Origin of the sequence: Rhodanobacter sp. Col0626, from assembly GCF_049994385.1 — a bacterium.
In the GTDB taxonomy this organism is placed as follows: domain Bacteria; phylum Pseudomonadota; class Gammaproteobacteria; order Xanthomonadales; family Rhodanobacteraceae; genus Rhodanobacter.
On record NZ_CP188260.1, the window covers coordinates 3,701,626 to 3,720,357 of the forward strand.

An 18,732-nucleotide genomic window follows, 5' to 3' on the forward strand; every position below is an offset into this window, starting at 1 on the left:
GATCGCCATGCGTGCCATCCATCGATTTATCGGTTGCGCCCTGTGCCTCGCCGGGATGGGTAGTGCCGCTGCGGCGAGCCCGGATGCCCAGACGATAGACAGTTCGCCGCATGCGGCGATCGACGGCACCAACCCGCACGATGGCGGCGGCAGTGGCGGCGATGCGGCAGGCTTGAACCGTGATTGCGCGCCCGCGGCCAGTAGCGACAGCTCCAGCAGCATCTCCAGCAGCGGCAACGATCGCTCCGGCGACGCCACGTCCATACCGATGCCAAACCATCGGCCGCACCTGGGCTGGCAATCGCTGTTGCCTGGATCGATCCAGTAAGCGTTCGGCGTCATGCCGGGACATTGGTGGCAATCACTACGCGAACGCTTCGAACCCTCGCCGGTTGCCGATCCGCTGTGGCGACGCGCGCTGACCGGTTGTCCGCTGGCACGCCGCCTGGATCCCGAGCGGCAACTGCGCTTGCGCCGGCTATCCGCGTTGTTTCTCGCACGCAAACAGTTCCACGCGCTGGCCGGTGCCGTACTGGACGATTACTGGCGCCTGCTGATCGCCATGCAGGCCTGTCTGCCGGCGTTGCAGCAAGGCGCGGGCAGCCTGCGCGGCTGGCGTGAGGTGCTGATCTATCCCGGCGAGTTCAAGGTTCGCCGCAGCCATCATGACGATCGCACCGGCGTGATCACGGAGGGCAACGAAAGCCGTATCGGCGAAGCCTGGGAGCACGGTCCGCTGGTGCTGTCACTGGCCGACGTGCAACTGGACCTGGAGCAACCGTGGGACGGCTACAACGTGGTCGTGCACGAGATGGCGCACAAGCTGGACATGCTCGACGGCCCGCCCGATGGCGTACCGCCGTTGGTGGACATTCCACGGCGGCGATGGGTGCAGCAGTTCCAGCAGGCCTATGACCGCCTGGCCAGAGCGCCGGCAGATCACCACGACAGCCCGATCGACATCTACGCGGCGGAGAGCGCCAGCGAGTACTTCGCGGTGGTCAGCGAGCTGCACTACTCGCAACCGCTGGTGCTGCGCCAGGCGGAACCGGGTATTGCGGCATTGCTAGAGGCATTCTATGGCCGGTCGCCCGCCGAAGGCTGTGAGCCACCCGGTTACTGCCGCACGCGGTAAGCGGCCTAGTTTGCTGCCAGCGCGACGCTGAAACGGGCGCCGCCCAACTCCGGTGAGCGATCCACCACCAGCTCACCCTGGTAGGCATGCACGATGTCCTGCACGATCGACAGGCCGATGCCGTGGCCCTGTACCCGTTCGTCGCCACGCACGCCGCGCTGCAATACCATCTCGATCTTGTCTTCGGCGATGCCCGGGCCGTCATCCTCCACGCTCAGCCACAGGCCAGGCCGCTGCCGGCTTGGTTGCGGCTGCATCTTCACCACCAGCAACACGCGATGGCCGGCCCACTTGAACGCGTTCTCCAGCAGGTTGCCAAGCAGTTCCAGCAGATCGCCCTGTTCGCCGTAGAACACCGCGCCATCCGCAATGTCGAATTCGCACAGGACGTTCTTGGCCGCGTAGACTTTTTCCAGACCCTGCACCAGATCCTCGGCGTGGCCGGCGATCGGCACCGCGCTGGCGAAAGTCTGCCGACCGGAAGTGGCCGCGCGCGAGAGCTGGTAGGCAACCAGCTCGTTCATCCGCCGCACCTGATCGAGCACGCTGCTGCGCCGCGCCGGCTCATCGCCGGTGGTCGACTCCAACTGCGAGCGGATCACCGCCAGCGGTGTCTTCAGGCTGTGCGCCAGGTCGGCCAGGGTGTAACGGTAACGGGTGCGCTGTTCGCGCTCGTTGGTGATGAATGCGTTGATGCGTTCGGTCAGGCCAGTCAGCTCCAGCGGATACTGGCTGTCCAGTTGTTCGCTGTCGCCAAGCTCGACCCGGCTCATGTCGCTAGCCACCTTGCGCAGCGGGGTCAGGCTCCAGCGCAGCAACAGTAGTTGCAGCACGATCAGCATCACGCCGAGGATCGACAGCCAGATCACCAGAGTGTGGCGGAACACCGCGTTCTCGCCTTCCAGCTGATCCTCGGTTTGCGCCACCATCACGGTGAACCGCACGGATTTCTTTTCGTCGGTATCCCACGCCACCCCGTAGCTGTAGTAGTACAGCCGACCCATGCGCGTGTCGACCGGACCGACGAATCGACTCTCGCCCGGCTGCAGGGGTTTCAGAAAGCTGAAGTCGCGACCGATCGCCGACGACGACTCCCAGTGAAAACCGCGATCGCCCACGGCCATCGCGTACAGGCCCGAACCGGGCCGCGAGAAACTGGGATCGGGCGCCGTGTCCGGTTGCAACAGCTTGCCGTACCGGTTGACGTCGGTATTGGTGATGTACGCAATCGCGAAATTCTCGAGCCGGTCATGCAGCGTGCGCAGCGCGCGCGCCTTGTTGGTCTGCGTCAGGGTAAGCCCGACCAGGCCGAGGAAACCGGCCAACACGAAACTGGTGGCGATCGCCGCACGCGCCGCCAGTGACAGCGGACGGTGCGGCGACTTCAGCTCACTCGTCGTCGCCGTCGGTGCGCGGGATGGCAAAGCGGTATCCGCGTCCACGTACCGTCTCGATGGGTTTGAGGGTGCTTTCCGGATCGAGCTTGCGCCGCAACCGGCCGATGAACACTTCGAGCACGTTGGAGTCGCGGTCGAAGTCCTGCTGGTAGATATGTTCGGTGAGATCGGCCTTGGAAACCAGCTCGCCCGCGTGCAGCATCAGGTATTCCAGCACCTTGTATTCGTAACTGGTGAGGTCGACCAGCTTGCTTTCCACCGTCACCGTCTGCGCGGTGGTGTCCAGCTTGATCATGCCGCAGGCGAGGATCGGCTTGGACCAGCCACTGGCGCGACGCACCAGCGCATTGATGCGGGCCAGCAGCTCCTCGACGTGGAACGGCTTGACCAGGTAGTCGTCGGCGCCGTACTTGAGCCCCTCGACCTTGTCCTGCCAGCTGCCACGCGCGGTCAGGATCAGGATCGGGTAGCGCTGGCCGTGTTCGCGCAGCGCCTTGACCAGATCCATGCCGGACATCTTGGGCAGGCCAAGATCGATGATCGCCAGGTCGAACGGCACCTCGCGACCGAGGTAGATGCCCTCCTCGCCATCCTGCGCCGCATCGACGGCAAAGCCGTCACGTTTCAGGCGTGCCGCCAGCGTCTCGCGCAACGGCGCCTCGTCCTCCACCAACAGGATGCGCATATCAGCGTTTCTCCTTGCTGCCCGCGTTTTTGGCGGGCGAATTCTTGATTGACTGGGTTGATGCCGAATTCTTGCCCGGCTCGGAAGAAACCACCATCACCTTCACATGCCCCTCGGGGGTAAGCACCTTGATGCGGTACTCCTGTCGCCGCCCCACTCCGCGCTGCTCGGCCGACAGCACCTTGCCGTCGGTATCCTGTTGCACCTTGAGCACGGCCTGATCCAGCGTCACCGTCGACTCCGACGACTGTGCCGAAACCGTCCCGGCCACGCCCATGAACAGCGATATGAGCAGAGCGGGGATGAAGTTTTTGTGCGTTGTCATGCGCGGGTCCCGCCAGACACCTGTCGAAACCACCAGATTAGGCAATCGGGCCTGAATACTGACCGGACGGCCGGCAGCTGTCACGCAGCTGCCTGGCAAGGTGCTAGCGCCTGTTCAAGCAAAGTCCAGCCCGCACCCGGCAAATGTGCGCCCTCGCTGATCGTGCGCCGGAACGCCCTCGCACCGGGTTCGCCCTGATACAGACCCAGCAAATGACGGCTGATGTGTTTCAGCGCGGTGCCGCGTGCCAGCTCGGCTTCGACATAGGGCCGCAGGCGCTGCAAGACGCTTTCGCGCGTGGGCAGCGGCTCGCCGTACAGCGCCGCCTCGACCTGCGCCAGCAGGTACGGATCGTGATACGCCGCGCGGCCCAGCATCACGCCGTCGAGCTGGGCAAGATGCGCCTGCACTTGCCCGACCGTGGTGATACCGCCGTTGATGACCACCGCCAGCTGTGGAAACTCGCGCTTGAGCCGATAGACCCGTTCGTAATCCAGCGGCGGCACCTCGCGGTTCTCCTTCGGCGACAGACCCTTGAGCCAGGCCTTGCGTGCATGCACCACCAGCACCTCGACGCCGGCGCCGAGCATCAGCTCGGTGAAATGCTGCAGGCCTGCGTAGTCGTCCTGGTCATCCACGCCAATGCGGCACTTCACCGTCACCGGCACGCCCACCGCGTCGCGCATCGCCCCGATGCACTCGGCAACCAGCGCCGGCTCGTACATCAGGCAGGCACCGAAGCGGCCAGACTGCACCCGGTCGGACGGGCATCCCACGTTGAGGTTGATCTCGTCGTAGCCCGCTTCGGCACCTAGGCGCGCCGCCTGCGCCAGCTCGTGCGGATCGCTGCCACCGAGCTGCAAGGCAAGCGGATGCTCCTGCTGGCTGTGTTCCAGCAGGCGCAGTTGCTTGCCGCGCACCAGCGCGGCACTGGTTACCATTTCCGTATACAGCCGCGCCCGCGGCGACAGCAGCCGGTGGAAGTAGCGGCAGTGCCGATCGGTCCAGTCCATCATCGGGGCGACGGACAACTGCCAGTTCGGTGCGTGGCAGGCCAGCCGGCCCGCAGGTATCGGCGCGCCAACGCTTGCAGGGGCGGTGTTTTCCATCATCGTCGGGACATGCTCGCGAGTACTTTCCCGGCGAATGGTACGTCACCTCTGCATCCCACCCCAGGCCGTCGCCCTGATCGACCGGCTGCCAGCCCGATTCACCCGGGCACGGCAGACAGCCACGGGCGCCCGGTCCCGGAAGTTCTACGGCACCGGCTTGGTAGCCTTCTTCTTCGGCTTGGCCTTTGTCGCGGCCGGCTTCTTCGTCACGACCGTCGCGTTACCTGCGACGATCGGCGCCAGCACCGGCGTCTGATCGATCTTTCCAGGCTGCTGGCTCTTGGCTTGGATCAAGTCGCACAACGTGCCGAAGCGGCAGCAGCATTCCTGATAGCCGCCGTTCGCGTCGCTGACGCCGAGCACGGCGTGGTGATGCAGTCCCCGCGGTGGCAGTGCCGCAGGGCCAGACTTGCCATCCGCGCCGGTAACCTGCGGCCAGTCGAGCATGCCGCTGCCGGCCACCCGGGCGGGAATCAGCCAATAGTCGCCGGTGGCATACATGCCGCCGGGCTCGAAGCTGATCTGGATGCCGTCCTCCAGATCGAGCGACGCGCCCTCGCCCATCGCCACCACACCTTGCACATTCACCCCGGCGTGCTGGTCCCAACGACGCAGCAGCGGGTGCCTGCGCGGATCGTTGCTCGGCTGATACGGCGTGACGTTTTTCGGCACGTTGAGGGTGACGCTGCGATTCGCCGCATCCAGCGCGATCACCTGCAGCAGCGGAAACGCGCGCTGCGCCAGGGTGTAATCGTCGTCGACCAGCTCGACCCAGTCATTGACCGCGAGGCCCAGCCGCGCATCACGGCCGAAGCTGGCCAGGGTCACGCTCAGCGCCGCACTGCCATCGGCTGCGGCGGCGCCGGCGGCACTGGCGACCAGCGGGAAAACCACCGAACCGTTCTCGCGCGACCACTTGAAACTGGTGGCCGTCGCCGCCGCCGCGGTGCCAGCGAGACCACCCTGATGGACCTCGACCCGATAGAGCTGGTTCTCGCAGCCGCGATAGCGCGCGTCGGCAGCGATCACGCAGGGATCGCTGTCGACATCCACCGGCCCCAGTTGCGCAAGCAACCGGGGCAAGGCATACGTTCTGCGCGCACCGAGCAACTGCCGCAGCAACGCGCACGGGTTGCTGTTTGTGTTGGCATTGCCATCGATGCTCTTGCGCAGATTGCCCACGTCGATGAGCTGCTGCTTGATCGCGGCGATGTCGGTCGTATTCGACGTGGCCTGCAGGCGCACTTTCAGTGCGGCGGTGATGCCGTCGAGCTGCTGGTCTGCCAGCGTCTGGTCGAGCATGCGCAACTGCCACACCACCTGTGCGCGCGAGGCGGTATCGACGCCGTCGAGCGCGGCGTCGTTGATCGCCGGCGCCTCCACCCAGGACAGATGCCGCTCCCACACATCCAGCCACAACGCATAGCCCGCCGGCGGATTCTCGAAGCCGTTCTTGCCGTCGGCCACGCCATAGTCGGGCGTCGGTGCCTGCGGCTGCGTGGCCACTGTGCAGACGGCCTCGTTCACGCACAGGATGCCGTCGACATAAAAATGTCCGGGCGACAATTCCCAGTCCGCCAGCAGCAGCGGCTTGACCGCACCCTTCGCATCGGTGGTGGAGGTCGTCAGGCCGAAGCCGTTGCCCGCCGCCCAGCAGGGGCCCACCAGATCTTTCACCAGCGCACGCAGAAGATGAAGCTGGATCTGCGCCTGTTCATTCCAGTCCGCTTCCAGCAGCACGCGACCCTGTTGCTGAAACACATGGCTGTAGTGCAGCGCCGGATCGAAGGTGACACGTGCGAAGTCGCCTTTCATGGGAGATCTCCTAACTCGCGAAAAGAATGCCGGCGTCCGCGCCAGCAGGGACGTATTCCTCCAGCCGCGCCGCGAGATTCGCCTCGCGTTGCGGTTCGTACAGGTCGTGGTACACACCCATCGCCGAACGATCCGACGCACCGCTGCGAATCTCTTCGCAGCAACTATCGGCCAGACGCAGATAGTTTGGCGTGGTGTAGCGCCGGCTACGGAACTGCGGCACCACGCGCAGCAGTTCGTGCGCGCGCTTCGCCGCATCGCCCGTGGCGACCGCGGCCAGCACCAGATCGGGCTGGCAGTGGAAACGCCGCGGCGTGCGCGAACCGTCAGGCACGTAGCAGAAGCGCACGCAGCCCTGCTGTCGACGCAGCACGCGCAGCGGGCTGGCGAAGATCGAGTCCTCGGCCAGTGCGACGCTGTGTACCTGCACTTCGCCGATCACCGTGCAGCAGGTGAAGCTCGCTTCGACATAAGCCACTACTTCGTCTGGCGCACCCAGCGCGACGCGTTCGATGCCGGTGGCATCGAGGATGCTGTTGCGCAGATCCAGCAATGGCGGATCACCGCGCCGGGACGGGCTGATCACCGAGATCGCACCGACGATGCTGTGCTCGATTCGCAGCGCGGCGCGCGTGCTGTCGAGGGTGATGCTCGGCTCGCCCGGACGCTTGGGACCACAGTCGCAATGCAGCGCCCAGCCCGGCACCAGGGTGCAGTGGCGGATCACCAGTTCGCACAGGTCATCCGTCGGCGCGGCTTCGTCCACCGGCCCCTGCACCTCGACGCCGCGGCCGACGATCAACAACCCATCCAGCAGCACGCGGCTGCCGGCGCGGCCGGCGATGCTGAGCGCATCCGGCTGGCTGGCGCGCACGTCGAGCAGGCGCAGCACCGGTCGCGTACGTTCGGCGGCGCGCAACTGGATCGCCTCGCCGGCATCGAGCTGCAGGTCGATGCTGCCTTCGTACACCCCGCTTTCGGCCAGCTCGATGATCAACGCGCGCAGCGGTTGCCCGATCGGCGCGGCCGCCTTGGCCTGCGCCCACGCGGCCAGCGCGGCGGCGATGCTCCCGTAATGACCGGATGGCCAGGCGATCGTCGGATCACGATCAGGCAATACGGTGTGCACGATGTAGCGCGTCGCATTCTCCAGCTCCGACGTCACCCGTCCGTATTCGCCCCCACCAAGATCGGCGGCGAAGCCGTACTGGTACGACACCCACACGCCACGCTTCGGTCGCTGGTTGGCGGGAAACATCAGTCTGCCGAGTTCGGGATCGAGCGCCACGCGACCGCGCGGGATCTGGTAATGCCAGCCGGACAGATCGGCCGGTATCAGCGCCTCGCGCGGCACCGGCACGCCCTGGCCCTTGACCGGCCAGTCCGGCGCCCAGATCTGCACGCTGCGGCCGTCGCCATACAGCGCGGCCGGCACGCTGGCGTAATCGGCCTGCGGGCCGCGCTCGGCGAAACGCCAGCGTCGCAACGGCAGCGGCAGATTGCTCTCGTCGGCGATATGGGTCGGCTCGCTTTCTTCGAGCGGACGCTGGAACAACGGCGTGTCGTTGCCGAGCACGCTGAAGCTGAAACAGTGCGGGCCGCGTTCTTCCACGCAGTACGCCGACGAGCGGGTCACCGGATAGCTGCGCAGGCGGCACGCGAACACGCCGACATCGGGAATGCTGTAACGGCCACGCCGATGCGCGCTACCCATCCGCCGCACATCGACGCTGTGCGCGAACGGATCGAACGCGCCGTTCGCCCAGCCGATGCGCTGCAGCCGTCCCGGGTCGCGCAGGTCGGCGGTGCCGCCGCGATGCGGATGCCGATGGTCGAGATGCTGCATCCAGCCAAGCCGGCGATAAAACTCGACCGCGCGCGCCGGCCAGCCAGCGGCATCGCGGGAAAGATCTTCCAGCAGCGACAGCGTGCCCTTGCGCCGCCGCGCGTCGATCGTGTTGGCCACGTCGGCGCGCGGCGCCAACACGCGGCCGAGACCCGCCACGCATGCGCCACCACTGGCATCCAGCGTGGCCGCTTCCGGCAGCAGGGTGTAACCGAGCAGGTCGCCGATATACGGCACCACCCAGTCGGCGCAGGTCTCGATGAACCAGTTGTCGTACAGCCGCGCGATGTCCTGTTCCAGCACATTGGCCTGGGTCGCCAGCACGCGCAGAAAATCGCGCAGCGGATAACCCTGCTCCTCATCGCGCATGCGGTAGACCACCGGCAGCAGGTCGTACAGACGATCCGGTTGCGCGCTCATGGTGTCGCCTCCTGCAGCAACAACGTGTCGGGGACGTTCGGCGCAAGGTAGGCGAGCTGTGCCGGCAGCAGCGCGCCGTCGCTGTCGTAGCGTGCGGGCAGTACCTGCACGCGCGGTGGCAAGCCGGAGGTCGCCAGCGAGATCCGGTGCGTCTGCAGCGATGCACCGTCGTCTTCGTTGCCGTCGCCACCCTTGTCGGCATCACCGAAGCCGGCCAGAAGGGACGCCTCGTCGAGGCTGCCGAACGCATCCACGTCGACCCAGGCGACGCCGCGCACCGCCTGCATGCAGGCGACGATCTCGCTGAGGTAGACGTTCTGCGCCAGCGCGCGCCGCTCGAAGCCGAACGCATCGAGCAGCGCCGCGCGCAACTGCGGCGCGACCGACTCCCACACGTAGTCCGGCGCCAGGCCGACCTTCGCGCTCAGGGTCAGCGCCAGCATCTCGCGCACGCCCAGGCGCAATGGCAGCGATGGGTCGCCATAAAGCTGCAGCGCCTGCAGCAGGTTGCGATAGAGGTCGGAGCTGACGTCGATGGGCGCGTCGGCCGCGCCTGCGATGGTCACATGCACCAGGTTGCCGAGCTTCGTCGCGGAAGCCTTGCCGACGCCACCGAAGGTACGCGCGAAGTCGGCGTAGTCCGGCACCGAGACCAGCCGGTCCAGCGCCAGCACCGCCAGTGGCACGTTGCGGCGCGCCTGGTCGCGCGTCTCCGCATCGGCGCCACCGGAAGCGCGCAATGGGTTGATTACCGCCTTGACGCCGAGCGGCCTGGTCGCCAGCAGGCTGACCTGCTGTGCCTGCACGTTACCTGGCGTGCCGATGCCGTTGCGATAGATCGCGGTGATGTTCTCGACCCCGGTCGGCAGACGCGCGCCGTGCGTGCCGTCGCCGAACACCACCGAGGTCTTGCCGCTGTTGTCGATGGCGGTGACGAAGTTGCGGGCAGTGGCGCCGACGAAGGCGAGGTTGCGCGTCTCGTGCCAGCGCATGTCGTTGACGCGCACGTCGAGTGTGCTTTGCACGCCGTCGACGGTGGCGGCGGAAACCCAGGTCAGTGGCGACTGCTTCAAAACGAAAACCTGCATCGGCATCGCGGCGTTGCCGCTGCCGAGCACCTCGTTGCGCGTCTCGCCATGAGTGGCGTGCACCACGTTGGCGTACACCGCCACGCTGTCGCGCCGGTAGCCGTAGGCAAGCCCCTGGTTGGCGAACACCAGGGTGCTGTGCACGGTGTCGCCAGGCACAGTCGCATCCGTGCCCTGCTCCACCGCGGCGAGCATCACCAGTTCGGCGGCAGTCACCGCATCGGTACCCGGCACGTCGCTGCGCTGACCGGCGACGATCACCCAACGGCCGGCCTTGAGGCCGTCGACGACCGTGGCGAGAGTGAGCCGGGTGGCATTGTCCTGGGTGATCCTGGTCGAGCTGTCGCTGGCGGCGACGCTGCCGACGTCTTCACTGATCGCCAGCTCGGCCAGTGGCAGCAACTCACTCTGCGCATAGACCTGGGTGCTGCGCACGGTCGCCATGTCCGGCGCGCGCCACAACACCGATCCGTCGCTTGCGGCCGGATCGGCCAGCGCGATGTCGGTGGTCTTGCCGCTGATACCATAATTGCTGCGCGGATGGGCCTGCGCGCTTTTCGCCTGAGCCACCACCGGTATCTCGCCGGGCTGCTGGATCAGCAGATAGCTGCCGGCAAGGATGCCATCGTAGGCGTTGTCCAGTTGCACGCGATCGTCCTGTTCCACCGCGCCCCAGTCACCGTCGGGCATGGAGACATAGGGCACCGCCGCCTTGGTGGCACTGTCCGTGTTCAGGCCCAGCCCCATGATGCGCGGCGCGTTGTAACCAAACAGAGACGCGGTCACGCGTAGCGCGTATACGCCGCTCAGCGTCGGCGATGGCGCGCTCTGCGGCACGCTGGTCCAGGCGCGGTAGAAGTTGTCGACCAGTCGCGCCTCGAAATTCAGCAGCAATTGCGGGCGCACGTCGCTGGCCTTGCCCAGCGCGGTGGCGACGCTGCGCTGCAGGCGGAAGCTGTTGGCCGGCTGCAGCGTCGGCATGGCGGTCAGCGCGCCGAACAATGCACCGAATCCGTGCGCGTTCTGGCCTGGTGGCGCCGTCGCACCGAACGCCGCATCCACCGCATGCTTGAAGTCGTCGATGGCAGGTGGTCCGCTGACCGGGGCATCATTGCCGAAGGGCGATTTCATGAGCTGGGCGTAGCTGCCGCCATTCTCGCCACCGAGCAGCAGACCCGTGCGCACGACGCCGAGCACGCTCAGCCATTCGTCGTGATGGGGACCGGTGCTGTTCGAACCGAGCGCCGCGATCGCCACATGTGCCGCCGCCACGATCTGCGGCGTCGCCGCTTCGAGCGGTTGCAACAGCACCTTGCTGCGCTGGCTCTGCGGCTGTACCTCAACCGACTGCACCAGCCGGATCGCCGGCACGCCACTGGCGAGATCGCCGAATAGGAACAGCAGCCTGTCGTTCGGCTTGAGGTTCGTCGCGGCGCTGGCCACCCACAGTTCGCCGAGGCTGGCGATGTTGTCGAGCGAGATGTCCTGCGGCCGGTTCAGCCGCGGCTGCAGCGCATTCCATTCGTAACGCGCATCCAGCGGATCGGCGGTCTCGAACGTCTGCATCTGTTCGCCGGGCGCGGGAACGGACTGGGCGCGCGCGCCAGCGGGAATCGTCACCGGCGGCGAGTCCTTCTCGACGGTATAGGCGAGATAGACGCTGGCTGCCACGCCGGGGCGCAGGCGGTAATCGACCAGCCGCGCCAGTTCCAGCACCGACCGCCGTTCGGTAGCGGTGCGCAGATAGCCTTCGTTGACGATGCGTTCCTGATAGAAGCCGAGCACGTCGGCGCCGATCGCCCACGCATCGAGCAGGGCCATCGCCGGGTCGTCGGCTTCGCGCGTGCGCAGCCCGGCCAGCGCCGGCATGGCGGCATTGCTGAGGTCGTTCTGCATGGTGGCGCGGAAGTCGGCATAGGTGCCCACGCGATACGCGAGGCTGTCCAGCCCCGGCCGGTTGTACAGAGGCAGCGGCGTGCCGACGGTCGTCCCGCAACCGCAGGCGCAGGCATGCCTGCCACAGGCGCTACAGCAGCTCATCGGCCACCTCCCAGCGTGAACGCGATGCTTCCGTGATCGGGATGGTCCGGATCGTTGTCGACCTGCGCGATCTCGCACGCCGCCACTCGCAACACGGCGTCATCGGGCACGCCAGCAGCCGGCGCCGCTTCGGCACGGGCCAGCGTGGTGACCTCGACGTGGGCAACGCCGATGATCGACTGCGCTTCGGCCAGCAATGCACTGACAAATACCGGCGCGCCCAGCCGCAGCCGATCCGGATGGAAGAAAGCCGGCGTGCCGTCACGACGCAGCCCCGCGCCGAAACGATCGCGCAACTCGGCTTCGACGTGGGCGACGAGAAACGTCGGCAGCACGCAAACGAAAAGTTCGATCCGCAAGGGTACGTAACAGGCGGCGCTCACCGCCACGTCGTGACCTATCCGGCGATAGCGTTCGAGCTGGGCGGTGATGCGCCGCGCCAGCCCGGAGGGCAGCGTCTCGCGGCCCAGCGGATCGACCACCACGTCGGCCGCGTACCAGCTGCCGTTCCATTCGAGCGCGGCGGTCGCACCCTGCAGTTCCGGTGCACGTGCGGCGAACATCGCGTAGTCGTCGGCGACGATCGCGCGCAGCGGGTTCGCGCGGAACGCGCCGGGTGCGTACAGCTTCACCTCGGCCATGCTTTCCGGCGCGGTGCCGCCGCCGGCCGGCAGCGGATTGCGCGGTTGCAGATCGGCCGACAGCACACCCGACTTCAGTGCCAGCCACACGATGCTGTCGCGTCCGACATTGCCGGCCGGGCCGTTGCCGATGCGCGAGGCGGCGCGAAAGAAATCGCCGGCCTGTGGTTGCTGGCCCAGTACGCCATCGCCGAAGCGCAGATGCGCGGCGCCGTCGTCGTCGACCTCGACCACGAAGTGACGATCGTCCGGCCCGCTCTCCAGCAGGTCGTACTGCGCCGTCCATTGCCAGCGCGAATCCGGCGTGCCGGACACCAGCACATCGCCGAGTGTGCCGCCGTGGACGCTCAGTTGCGGCAGCGCATGGCGCGGATCGCGCGCCAGCAAACGGCACACCGGCGCGTGCGCGGGCAGCGGCTCGGCCCAGGTCAGCGGCGCGCCCGGCAGCACATGGCCGGTATCGGCGGGCGGGCGCCTGACGTCCTGCACCGCACCTTCGCAGTGGCAGCAACCGTGTTGCGTCGTGCCCGGTACCAGCCAGCAATCTTCGGCCAGCGCCTGGCAACGCGGGCATGCGTCCGGCAGTGCGGCGAGCGCCGCGGTGAGCCCGGGGTAGTCGCCATCGCTGCCGTCGGGCGTGCAGATCGCCGCGGACGTGCATTGGCCGCGCACGTGCTCGCCGTGGTCGACCAGCAGCACGTTGCCGCGTGCCAGGCTGACGTCGTGCAGCCACGCGCAATCGGGCGATGGCGTGCGCACCGACAGGCACAGATCGAACGGCAACGCGTCGCAGGCGTCCCAGGCGATCTCCAGCAGCAGGGTTCCATCGATCGGATCGACGGACGTCTGGACGTCCGTCAGCCGCACCGCGTGTCGATGCACGGGATTGGCATCGGCGGGGTTGCCGGTCTGCGGCCCCAGCACTTCCTCGAAGATCAGCAGGTCGCCGACCGCGAGTTTGAGCGCACGCTGCGGGGCCGCGACCGCAGCGAGATCGTTCGCTGCCGACGGGGTCGACGGCGCGGTCGATGGTGGCGCCGGCAACGGCGCATCGACCAGCGTCGCATGCGTGCTTCCACGCGGCAGGCAGCACATCTCGTCGCCCCAGCCGTACAGCCGGATCGCGCTGTGCGCGGCGACCACCTTCAGCGTAGTCGCGCCATCCAGCGGCATCGGCTCGAACAGCAGCGCGCCTTGCGTACGCGCCGCCTCGAGCTGGCTCGCATCGATTACACCCGGCGTCACGTTGTTCTTCCCCGCCGGCGGCACCAGCAACAAAAGGTTGTCCAGCGCGAGTTCAAGATCGCTGGCGCAGGACAGCGCGACCAGCGCGCGCGCGTTGCAACCCTCGTGCATGCGGTAATCCACCAGTCGCGCATGCCGGCGCACCGAGATGCGCCGGCGCGCGGTGGCGAGGTAAGCCTCGGTGGCGACAGCGTCCTGGTAGTAGCTGAGATAGTCCGCGGTATACGCCAGCACCTCGACCAGCGCGATGCCGATGTCCGGCACGTGCCGCTCCTGCCACGCCGGCATGTCCAGTGCGATGCGGTCGAGGAACAACTGGCGGAAGCTGGCGTAATCCTTGGCCAGGTAATTGATTTCCGGCGGCGGCAACGGCGTTTGCACGCACGTCCCCGCATCCGCGCAATCCAGCGTCTTCGCGCAATCGAGGCGGAAGTGCAGCGCGACGCAGGCATAGCGCGGATCGAAGCCCGGATACGCGAGCCAGCTTGCCGGGTCGCTGCCCGACGACGCATCCACCAGGCACAGGCAGTACGCCGTGTGGTCGCCTTCGCGATCGAGCACCACGCGCAGGCAGGGATCGTCGTGCATGTCCGGTTCCAGCTCGGCGTTGACACTGAGCACGCGCAGGCCGGTGATGCGATCGCCGCCGCTGACGCGCACGTTCGCCACGCCCAGCCCTTGTGGGATGTCGCCGAACAGATGCACGCACAGACTGACACCGTCGTCGCCGACCTCGACATAGTCGATGCCGTTGAGCGTGCCGGACAACCGCAGCCGCTCGCGTCGTGCCGGCACGCTGCAGGCGGGCAAGGGTGCGCAGCCGATCACGCCCAGACTGACGGCGGGGTTCGCGGCATTCATGGCAGGCTCCGCACGAAACTGTCGCTGCGCGTGGTGCCGCTGGCGCGCACGGTGTAGCTGAGTTCGACGCGCAGGGTCGAATCCTCGCTGGTCACGGCAAGTGCACCCACGTCGATCACGTCGCCGAGCCAGCGCTGCAGCGCCGCCTGCAAGGTGAACTGCAGCGCGGCGGCAAGCTCCTGGCTGTTCGGCGCGAACACCAGCTGCAGCAGGCCACTGCCGAAGTCCGGCCGGTTCACGCGCTCGCCCGGACTGGTGAACAGCAGCTGCTCGATCATGTCGCGCACATGGTCGTCGTCGCCGGTTTCCGCGCTGCGTCCACGATGGTCGAAGTGGAACGGGTAATCCATATTCATGGCGATACTCATGGCGTCCTCACATCGCGGTGACGCGCGTCTGGCTGGCGACGATCAGCAGCGGCGTGCCAGTCGGCGCACAGATCGCCTGGCTGTCGAACAGCAGCAGCGGTTGCCCATTGGAAGTCACCCGTGTGGCGGCGGTGACGAACTGCGCGGTGATGCACGGCCCGTTCGCCGCCGGTGGTGGCGGCAGCGCACAGCCGGCAACCAGCCACGGTGCCGGCATCGTCACGCTGGGCTGGCCACTGACGGTGACGCGCGGATTCGGCGCGGTGGCCTGCGCCTGGCCGGCATGCGAACAGAGCACGCTGGCACCCACATGAATGACGAATCCCGGCATCGTGCTTCTCCTAGGTCACCACCAATGCGCCGTTGTTGATGGTCACCGTCGGGCCGGCGAGCACGATAGTGGCGCCCTGGCCATTCGAGATCGTGATGCCGATCTCGTTGACCACGATCATCGCGCCGGTGACGCTCTTCAGCAGGATGCCGCCGGTCGGCCCCGGCAGGTCGCTGATCGAGATGGCGTTCTGCAAACCGGACTGCAGCACCACGCTCGGGCTGGCCGGATTGCCGGCCAGCGCCAGCGCCGGCACTTCCGCCGCCACGCCCCAGAAACCGCCGACCCAGATCGGATAGTCCGGATCGCCCTGCTCGAACTCGATCCACACGCCGTCGCCGATCTGCGGTACCACGTAGACACCACTCTGCTTGCCGGCGATCGGCATGCACGGCATCGCCCAGCTCGACGGCAGCAGCCCGGACACGTCCGGCACCATCGCCTGGATGCGTCCGCGCTGTTCGGGATCCACGTTCTGGATCACCGTGCCGCGATATTTGCCGTAGAACTTGCTCATGGCGGCACCCTCATGGCAGCACCAGTGGCACGGTGGAGATCAGCCCCTTGCGCGACAGCTCGAAGCTCTGCTTGTATTCGCCGCGCTTGATCGTGTGGCGCACCTGGCTGACGTAGTGCAGGCCGTCGAACGCAGGACCGACACCGCGTACGCCGACCAGCTGGCGCGACTTCAGCACATGGCCATAGCGGGTCACGTCGAGGCTGCCGCGGCCTGTGACGGTGTCGGCCGATTTCGCCGCCTCGGCCATGCCCAGCAGCATCGCGCGCATCGGCGAATACTTCGCCGTCTCGGGCAGCGGGCGGAACTGCTGCGGCGGCGGATCGAGCAGGCCGAGCGGTGGATTGAGCGGGCCGATATCCGCGATCAGGATCGCCAGTGGAATCTTGGTCTGCTCGTTCTGGATATAGACCAACGGCAGCTGCCGCGCATTGCCGTTGTAGCTGAAGCTGAGACTCTCGACATTGCTGGCTGCATCCATGTCCGCGCTGAGCGCCGGCTGCGGCACACCGACCTTCACCTTCGGCCCCCAGTACGCCGTGCTCATGCCCGGCAGCGGACCGGGATCGAGATAGAACACATAGCCGACGCGCTCGGCCAGCGTGCGGATGTATTCGAGGTCGCTGCCCTGCTGGCTGGGGATGCGGTTGGTCGGAATCGGCACGTCGATCGCGATGCTCGGGATCACCATCGGCACGATGCCGAGGAACGCGTACTTGGCCAGCAGCAGCGCGACAATCGCCTCGGCCGGCATCGCCGGATACGGCATGCCGGGCAGGCCGGAAAACTCCAGCTTGGTCATCACCGCGGTGAGATCGTCGCCGGTCACCTGCAGCGTGGTGTGGCGCTGGTCCGCGCCGGGGACAACCTCGGTGCGGGTGACCACGCCGTCGATCAGCACCTGCGGCATGCCGTTCAAGGTGACCACCACGATCACCCGCAACAACGGCACCACGCCACCGCCGCTGAGCAGGAACAAGGTGTGCAGCGGCGACTGCACGCTCAGCGTGAACTGCAGGGTGAACGCACCGGCTGTCTCGTCCGGCGCGACCACTTCGATCTGGGTCAGCGCATCCAGCACGATCTGCGGCACCGGCAGCGGCACCACCGGGCCGACCAGCAAGGTCAGGTGCACGCCTTTAAGCATGCGGCACCCCCGGAATGCCTTCCGGCAAGGTGATGCGCAGCGGCTTTCCGATTGTCTCGGTCAGCTCTTGCGGACGCAGTGCGCGGTTCGCATCGCACAGACGCCAGAATTGTTCGGGGTCGCCCAGGTATTGCGCGGTGATGTTGTCGAGTCGCTCATTCTGTACCACCTGGTGCCATTGCAGCAGCGCGAGGTTTTCCGGCGCCGGCACGAAGCGGCGCCGCAGATAAGTGAGCGGTGTGCCATCGGCGCGCACGAAGGTGGCGGTCGGCGTCAACGCGTAACGGCTGGTGGGTGGAAAGATCACATTCATCAGGGCACTCCGGCGATGCCGAACGCGGACAACGGCTGACCCGCACGGGTACTGGCCAGTCGCTCCTTCTGTTGCAGGTAGTTCATGAACAGGCTGGCCGCCTTGTGTCCGGACGGCACGTCGTTCACCGAGAGCACGCGCAGACCCAGGCTGACCTTGGCGCGGATCGGATTCAACGCCGTGTCGAACGCCTCCTCGGTGATGCTGAATTCGGTGATGCGTACCGGCAGGATGCGCGACTTGCTCCACACGAACAGGGCGAGCGGCGTTTCCATTGGCACGATCTCCAGCGTGCCGATCTGCGCCAGCACGTCGTTGAGGCGCAGTTGCCCGCTGGTCGGGTAGACCATCGTTTCCAGTGCCGCCAGCTGCGCGAAGATGCCCGATTGCGTGGTGACGCTGTTCTGTTCCGGAAACTCCATCTGGTCGGTGGCGTCGATCTCCGCATCCAGCTTCAGCGTCTCCACCGGCGGGCCCTTCAGCCGCAGCACTTCGGAACGATCGCCGCCATCGGCACTGACCGCCTGCACCGCCAGCGAACGGGTCAGCGAATCGGGGTTGTACTGCAAGGCGATCACCCGCAGCACCGCCGAGGTATCCGCATCGATCAGCACGATGCCGCCCTTGAGGATGCGCGGTGAGCCGGGAAAGCTGCTCATGGCAGGTGTCCGAAGCCGAGCAGCTTGTCCATTCGACTCAGCACATACGAGAAGCCCTGCACGCGTGGGCTGTGGTTGCCCTCGATCGTGTACAGCATGCCGTCCTGCACCGAATGCACCAGGCCGACATGACCGAGCCAGCCGGCCAGGCTCACCCGCCACCACACCACGATGTCGCCCGGCACCGGCGTATAGCCGCTGCCCGGTGCCGAGGCCCAGCCGTTGTCCTTGAATTCCGCCAGCAGGGTGCGCGCACTGGCCGTATAGGCGAACGGCATTGCCTTCCTGTCGCCGCCCGCCGCCTGCATGAAGCAGAAACTGACAAAGCCCGCGCACCATGAATTGCCTTCGTCGAGCCCGGCGGGGGCAAGATACTTGCGCACGAACGCACCGCGGTTGTCGCCACCGATCTCGCGCGCGTTGGCCTTCAGTTCGCCAATCGCCGCGGCGAGCGCGGCGCGGCCGCGCTTGCTGCCGCCACGTGCCGGCAACACGCTGTAATCGACTGCGGTCGGTGTCCTGATGAACGGTTTCGGGTTCTGCAGGCTCCACCACGTCAGTGGCCCGACCACGCCGTCGACGACGAGTGGCTGGCCGTGCTGGTCGAGGTTCTGCGTCTGGAACGCGCGCGCGGCCTGCCAGGTCTTCGTGTCGAACGCGCCGTTGATGTCGGCCGGGTAGCCGCGTTGCACCAGCAGCTTCTGCAACTGCCGTACCTGCGAACCCTGATCGCCCTTGTGCAAGGTCTCCACCGTCATGGCTTCACTCCTGTCTGCACGTTCATGTC

17 protein-coding genes are annotated in these 18,732 nt (G+C 66.8%); 2 read left to right on the forward strand and 15 right to left on the reverse strand.

What is annotated here, in order from left to right; all coding sequences use genetic code 11:
- Positions 1 to 7 precede the first annotated feature (7 nt).
- The gene (locus ACPPVV_RS16270; protein WP_426700913.1) at positions 8 to 328 is read left to right on the forward strand and encodes a hypothetical protein; all 321 of its coding nucleotides are present in this window, start codon (positions 8 to 10) and stop codon (positions 326 to 328) included.
- Positions 329 to 340: 12 nt separating this feature from the next.
- Positions 341 to 1,135 (forward strand): zinc-dependent peptidase, encoded by a 795-nt coding sequence (locus ACPPVV_RS16275; RefSeq protein WP_426700914.1) that lies wholly within the window; start codon positions 341 to 343, stop codon positions 1,133 to 1,135.
- 5 nt (positions 1,136 to 1,140) lie between these two features.
- Here the strand turns inward: ACPPVV_RS16275 and ACPPVV_RS16280 are convergent, their stop codons facing one another.
- The 15 genes from ACPPVV_RS16280 to ACPPVV_RS16350 form a co-directional block, all read right to left on the reverse strand.
- Entirely contained in the window at positions 1,141 to 2,559 is a 1,419-nt protein-coding gene (locus ACPPVV_RS16280; RefSeq protein WP_426703260.1) for an ATP-binding protein, read from the reverse strand.
- Positions 2,525 to 3,217, reverse strand: coding sequence for a response regulator transcription factor (locus ACPPVV_RS16285; RefSeq protein WP_426700915.1), 693 nt, complete (start codon positions 3,215 to 3,217; stop codon positions 2,525 to 2,527). The genes ACPPVV_RS16280 and ACPPVV_RS16285 overlap by 35 nt, the downstream gene beginning before the upstream one ends.
- A gap of 1 nt (position 3,218) precedes the next feature.
- The gene (locus ACPPVV_RS16290; protein ID WP_426700916.1) at positions 3,219 to 3,626 is read right to left on the reverse strand and encodes a PepSY domain-containing protein; all 408 of its coding nucleotides are present in this window, start codon (positions 3,624 to 3,626) and stop codon (positions 3,219 to 3,221) included.
- Positions 3,623 to 4,558: a tRNA dihydrouridine(20/20a) synthase DusA gene (dusA, locus tag ACPPVV_RS16295; RefSeq protein ID WP_426703261.1), complete on the reverse strand. Its 936-nt coding sequence runs from the start codon at positions 4,556 to 4,558 to the stop codon at positions 3,623 to 3,625. Before dusA ends, ACPPVV_RS16290 begins: the two co-directional genes overlap by 4 nt.
- A gap of 240 nt (positions 4,559 to 4,798) precedes the next feature.
- Positions 4,799 to 6,469, reverse strand: coding sequence for a DUF6519 domain-containing protein (locus ACPPVV_RS16300; RefSeq protein WP_426700917.1), 1,671 nt, complete (start codon positions 6,467 to 6,469; stop codon positions 4,799 to 4,801).
- 10 nt (positions 6,470 to 6,479) lie between these two features.
- Entirely contained in the window at positions 6,480 to 8,735 is a 2,256-nt protein-coding gene (locus ACPPVV_RS16305) for a hypothetical protein (protein ID WP_426700918.1), read from the reverse strand.
- Positions 8,732 to 11,863 (reverse strand): putative baseplate assembly protein, encoded by a 3,132-nt coding sequence (locus ACPPVV_RS16310; protein ID WP_426700919.1) that lies wholly within the window; start codon positions 11,861 to 11,863, stop codon positions 8,732 to 8,734. Before ACPPVV_RS16310 ends, ACPPVV_RS16305 begins: the two co-directional genes overlap by 4 nt.
- Positions 11,860 to 14,610: a putative baseplate assembly protein gene (locus ACPPVV_RS16315; protein WP_426700920.1), complete on the reverse strand. Its 2,751-nt coding sequence runs from the start codon at positions 14,608 to 14,610 to the stop codon at positions 11,860 to 11,862. The genes ACPPVV_RS16310 and ACPPVV_RS16315 overlap by 4 nt, the downstream gene beginning before the upstream one ends.
- The gene (locus ACPPVV_RS16320; RefSeq protein ID WP_426700921.1) at positions 14,607 to 14,966 is read right to left on the reverse strand and encodes a GPW/gp25 family protein; all 360 of its coding nucleotides are present in this window, start codon (positions 14,964 to 14,966) and stop codon (positions 14,607 to 14,609) included. Before ACPPVV_RS16320 ends, ACPPVV_RS16315 begins: the two co-directional genes overlap by 4 nt.
- A gap of 19 nt (positions 14,967 to 14,985) precedes the next feature.
- Complete coding sequence (locus ACPPVV_RS16325; protein WP_426700922.1) at positions 14,986 to 15,309, reverse strand: hypothetical protein; 324 nt, start codon at positions 15,307 to 15,309, stop codon at positions 14,986 to 14,988.
- A 10-nt stretch (positions 15,310 to 15,319) separates the two neighbouring features.
- Positions 15,320 to 15,826: a phage baseplate assembly protein V gene (locus ACPPVV_RS16330; RefSeq protein WP_426700923.1), complete on the reverse strand. Its 507-nt coding sequence runs from the start codon at positions 15,824 to 15,826 to the stop codon at positions 15,320 to 15,322.
- Positions 15,827 to 15,836: 10 nt separating this feature from the next.
- Entirely contained in the window at positions 15,837 to 16,973 is a 1,137-nt protein-coding gene (locus ACPPVV_RS16335) for a hypothetical protein (RefSeq protein ID WP_426700924.1), read from the reverse strand.
- Entirely contained in the window at positions 16,966 to 17,286 is a 321-nt protein-coding gene (locus ACPPVV_RS16340; protein WP_426700925.1) for a LysM domain-containing protein, read from the reverse strand. Before ACPPVV_RS16340 ends, ACPPVV_RS16335 begins: the two co-directional genes overlap by 8 nt.
- Complete coding sequence (locus tag ACPPVV_RS16345; protein WP_426700926.1) at positions 17,286 to 17,945, reverse strand: hypothetical protein; 660 nt, start codon at positions 17,943 to 17,945, stop codon at positions 17,286 to 17,288. Before ACPPVV_RS16345 ends, ACPPVV_RS16340 begins: the two co-directional genes overlap by 1 nt.
- A complete protein-coding gene (locus tag ACPPVV_RS16350) occupies positions 17,942 to 18,703 on the reverse strand; it encodes a CHAP domain-containing protein (RefSeq protein ID WP_426700927.1) in 762 nt (253 codons plus the stop codon). The genes ACPPVV_RS16345 and ACPPVV_RS16350 overlap by 4 nt, the downstream gene beginning before the upstream one ends.
- Positions 18,704 to 18,732: the final 29 nt, after the last annotated feature.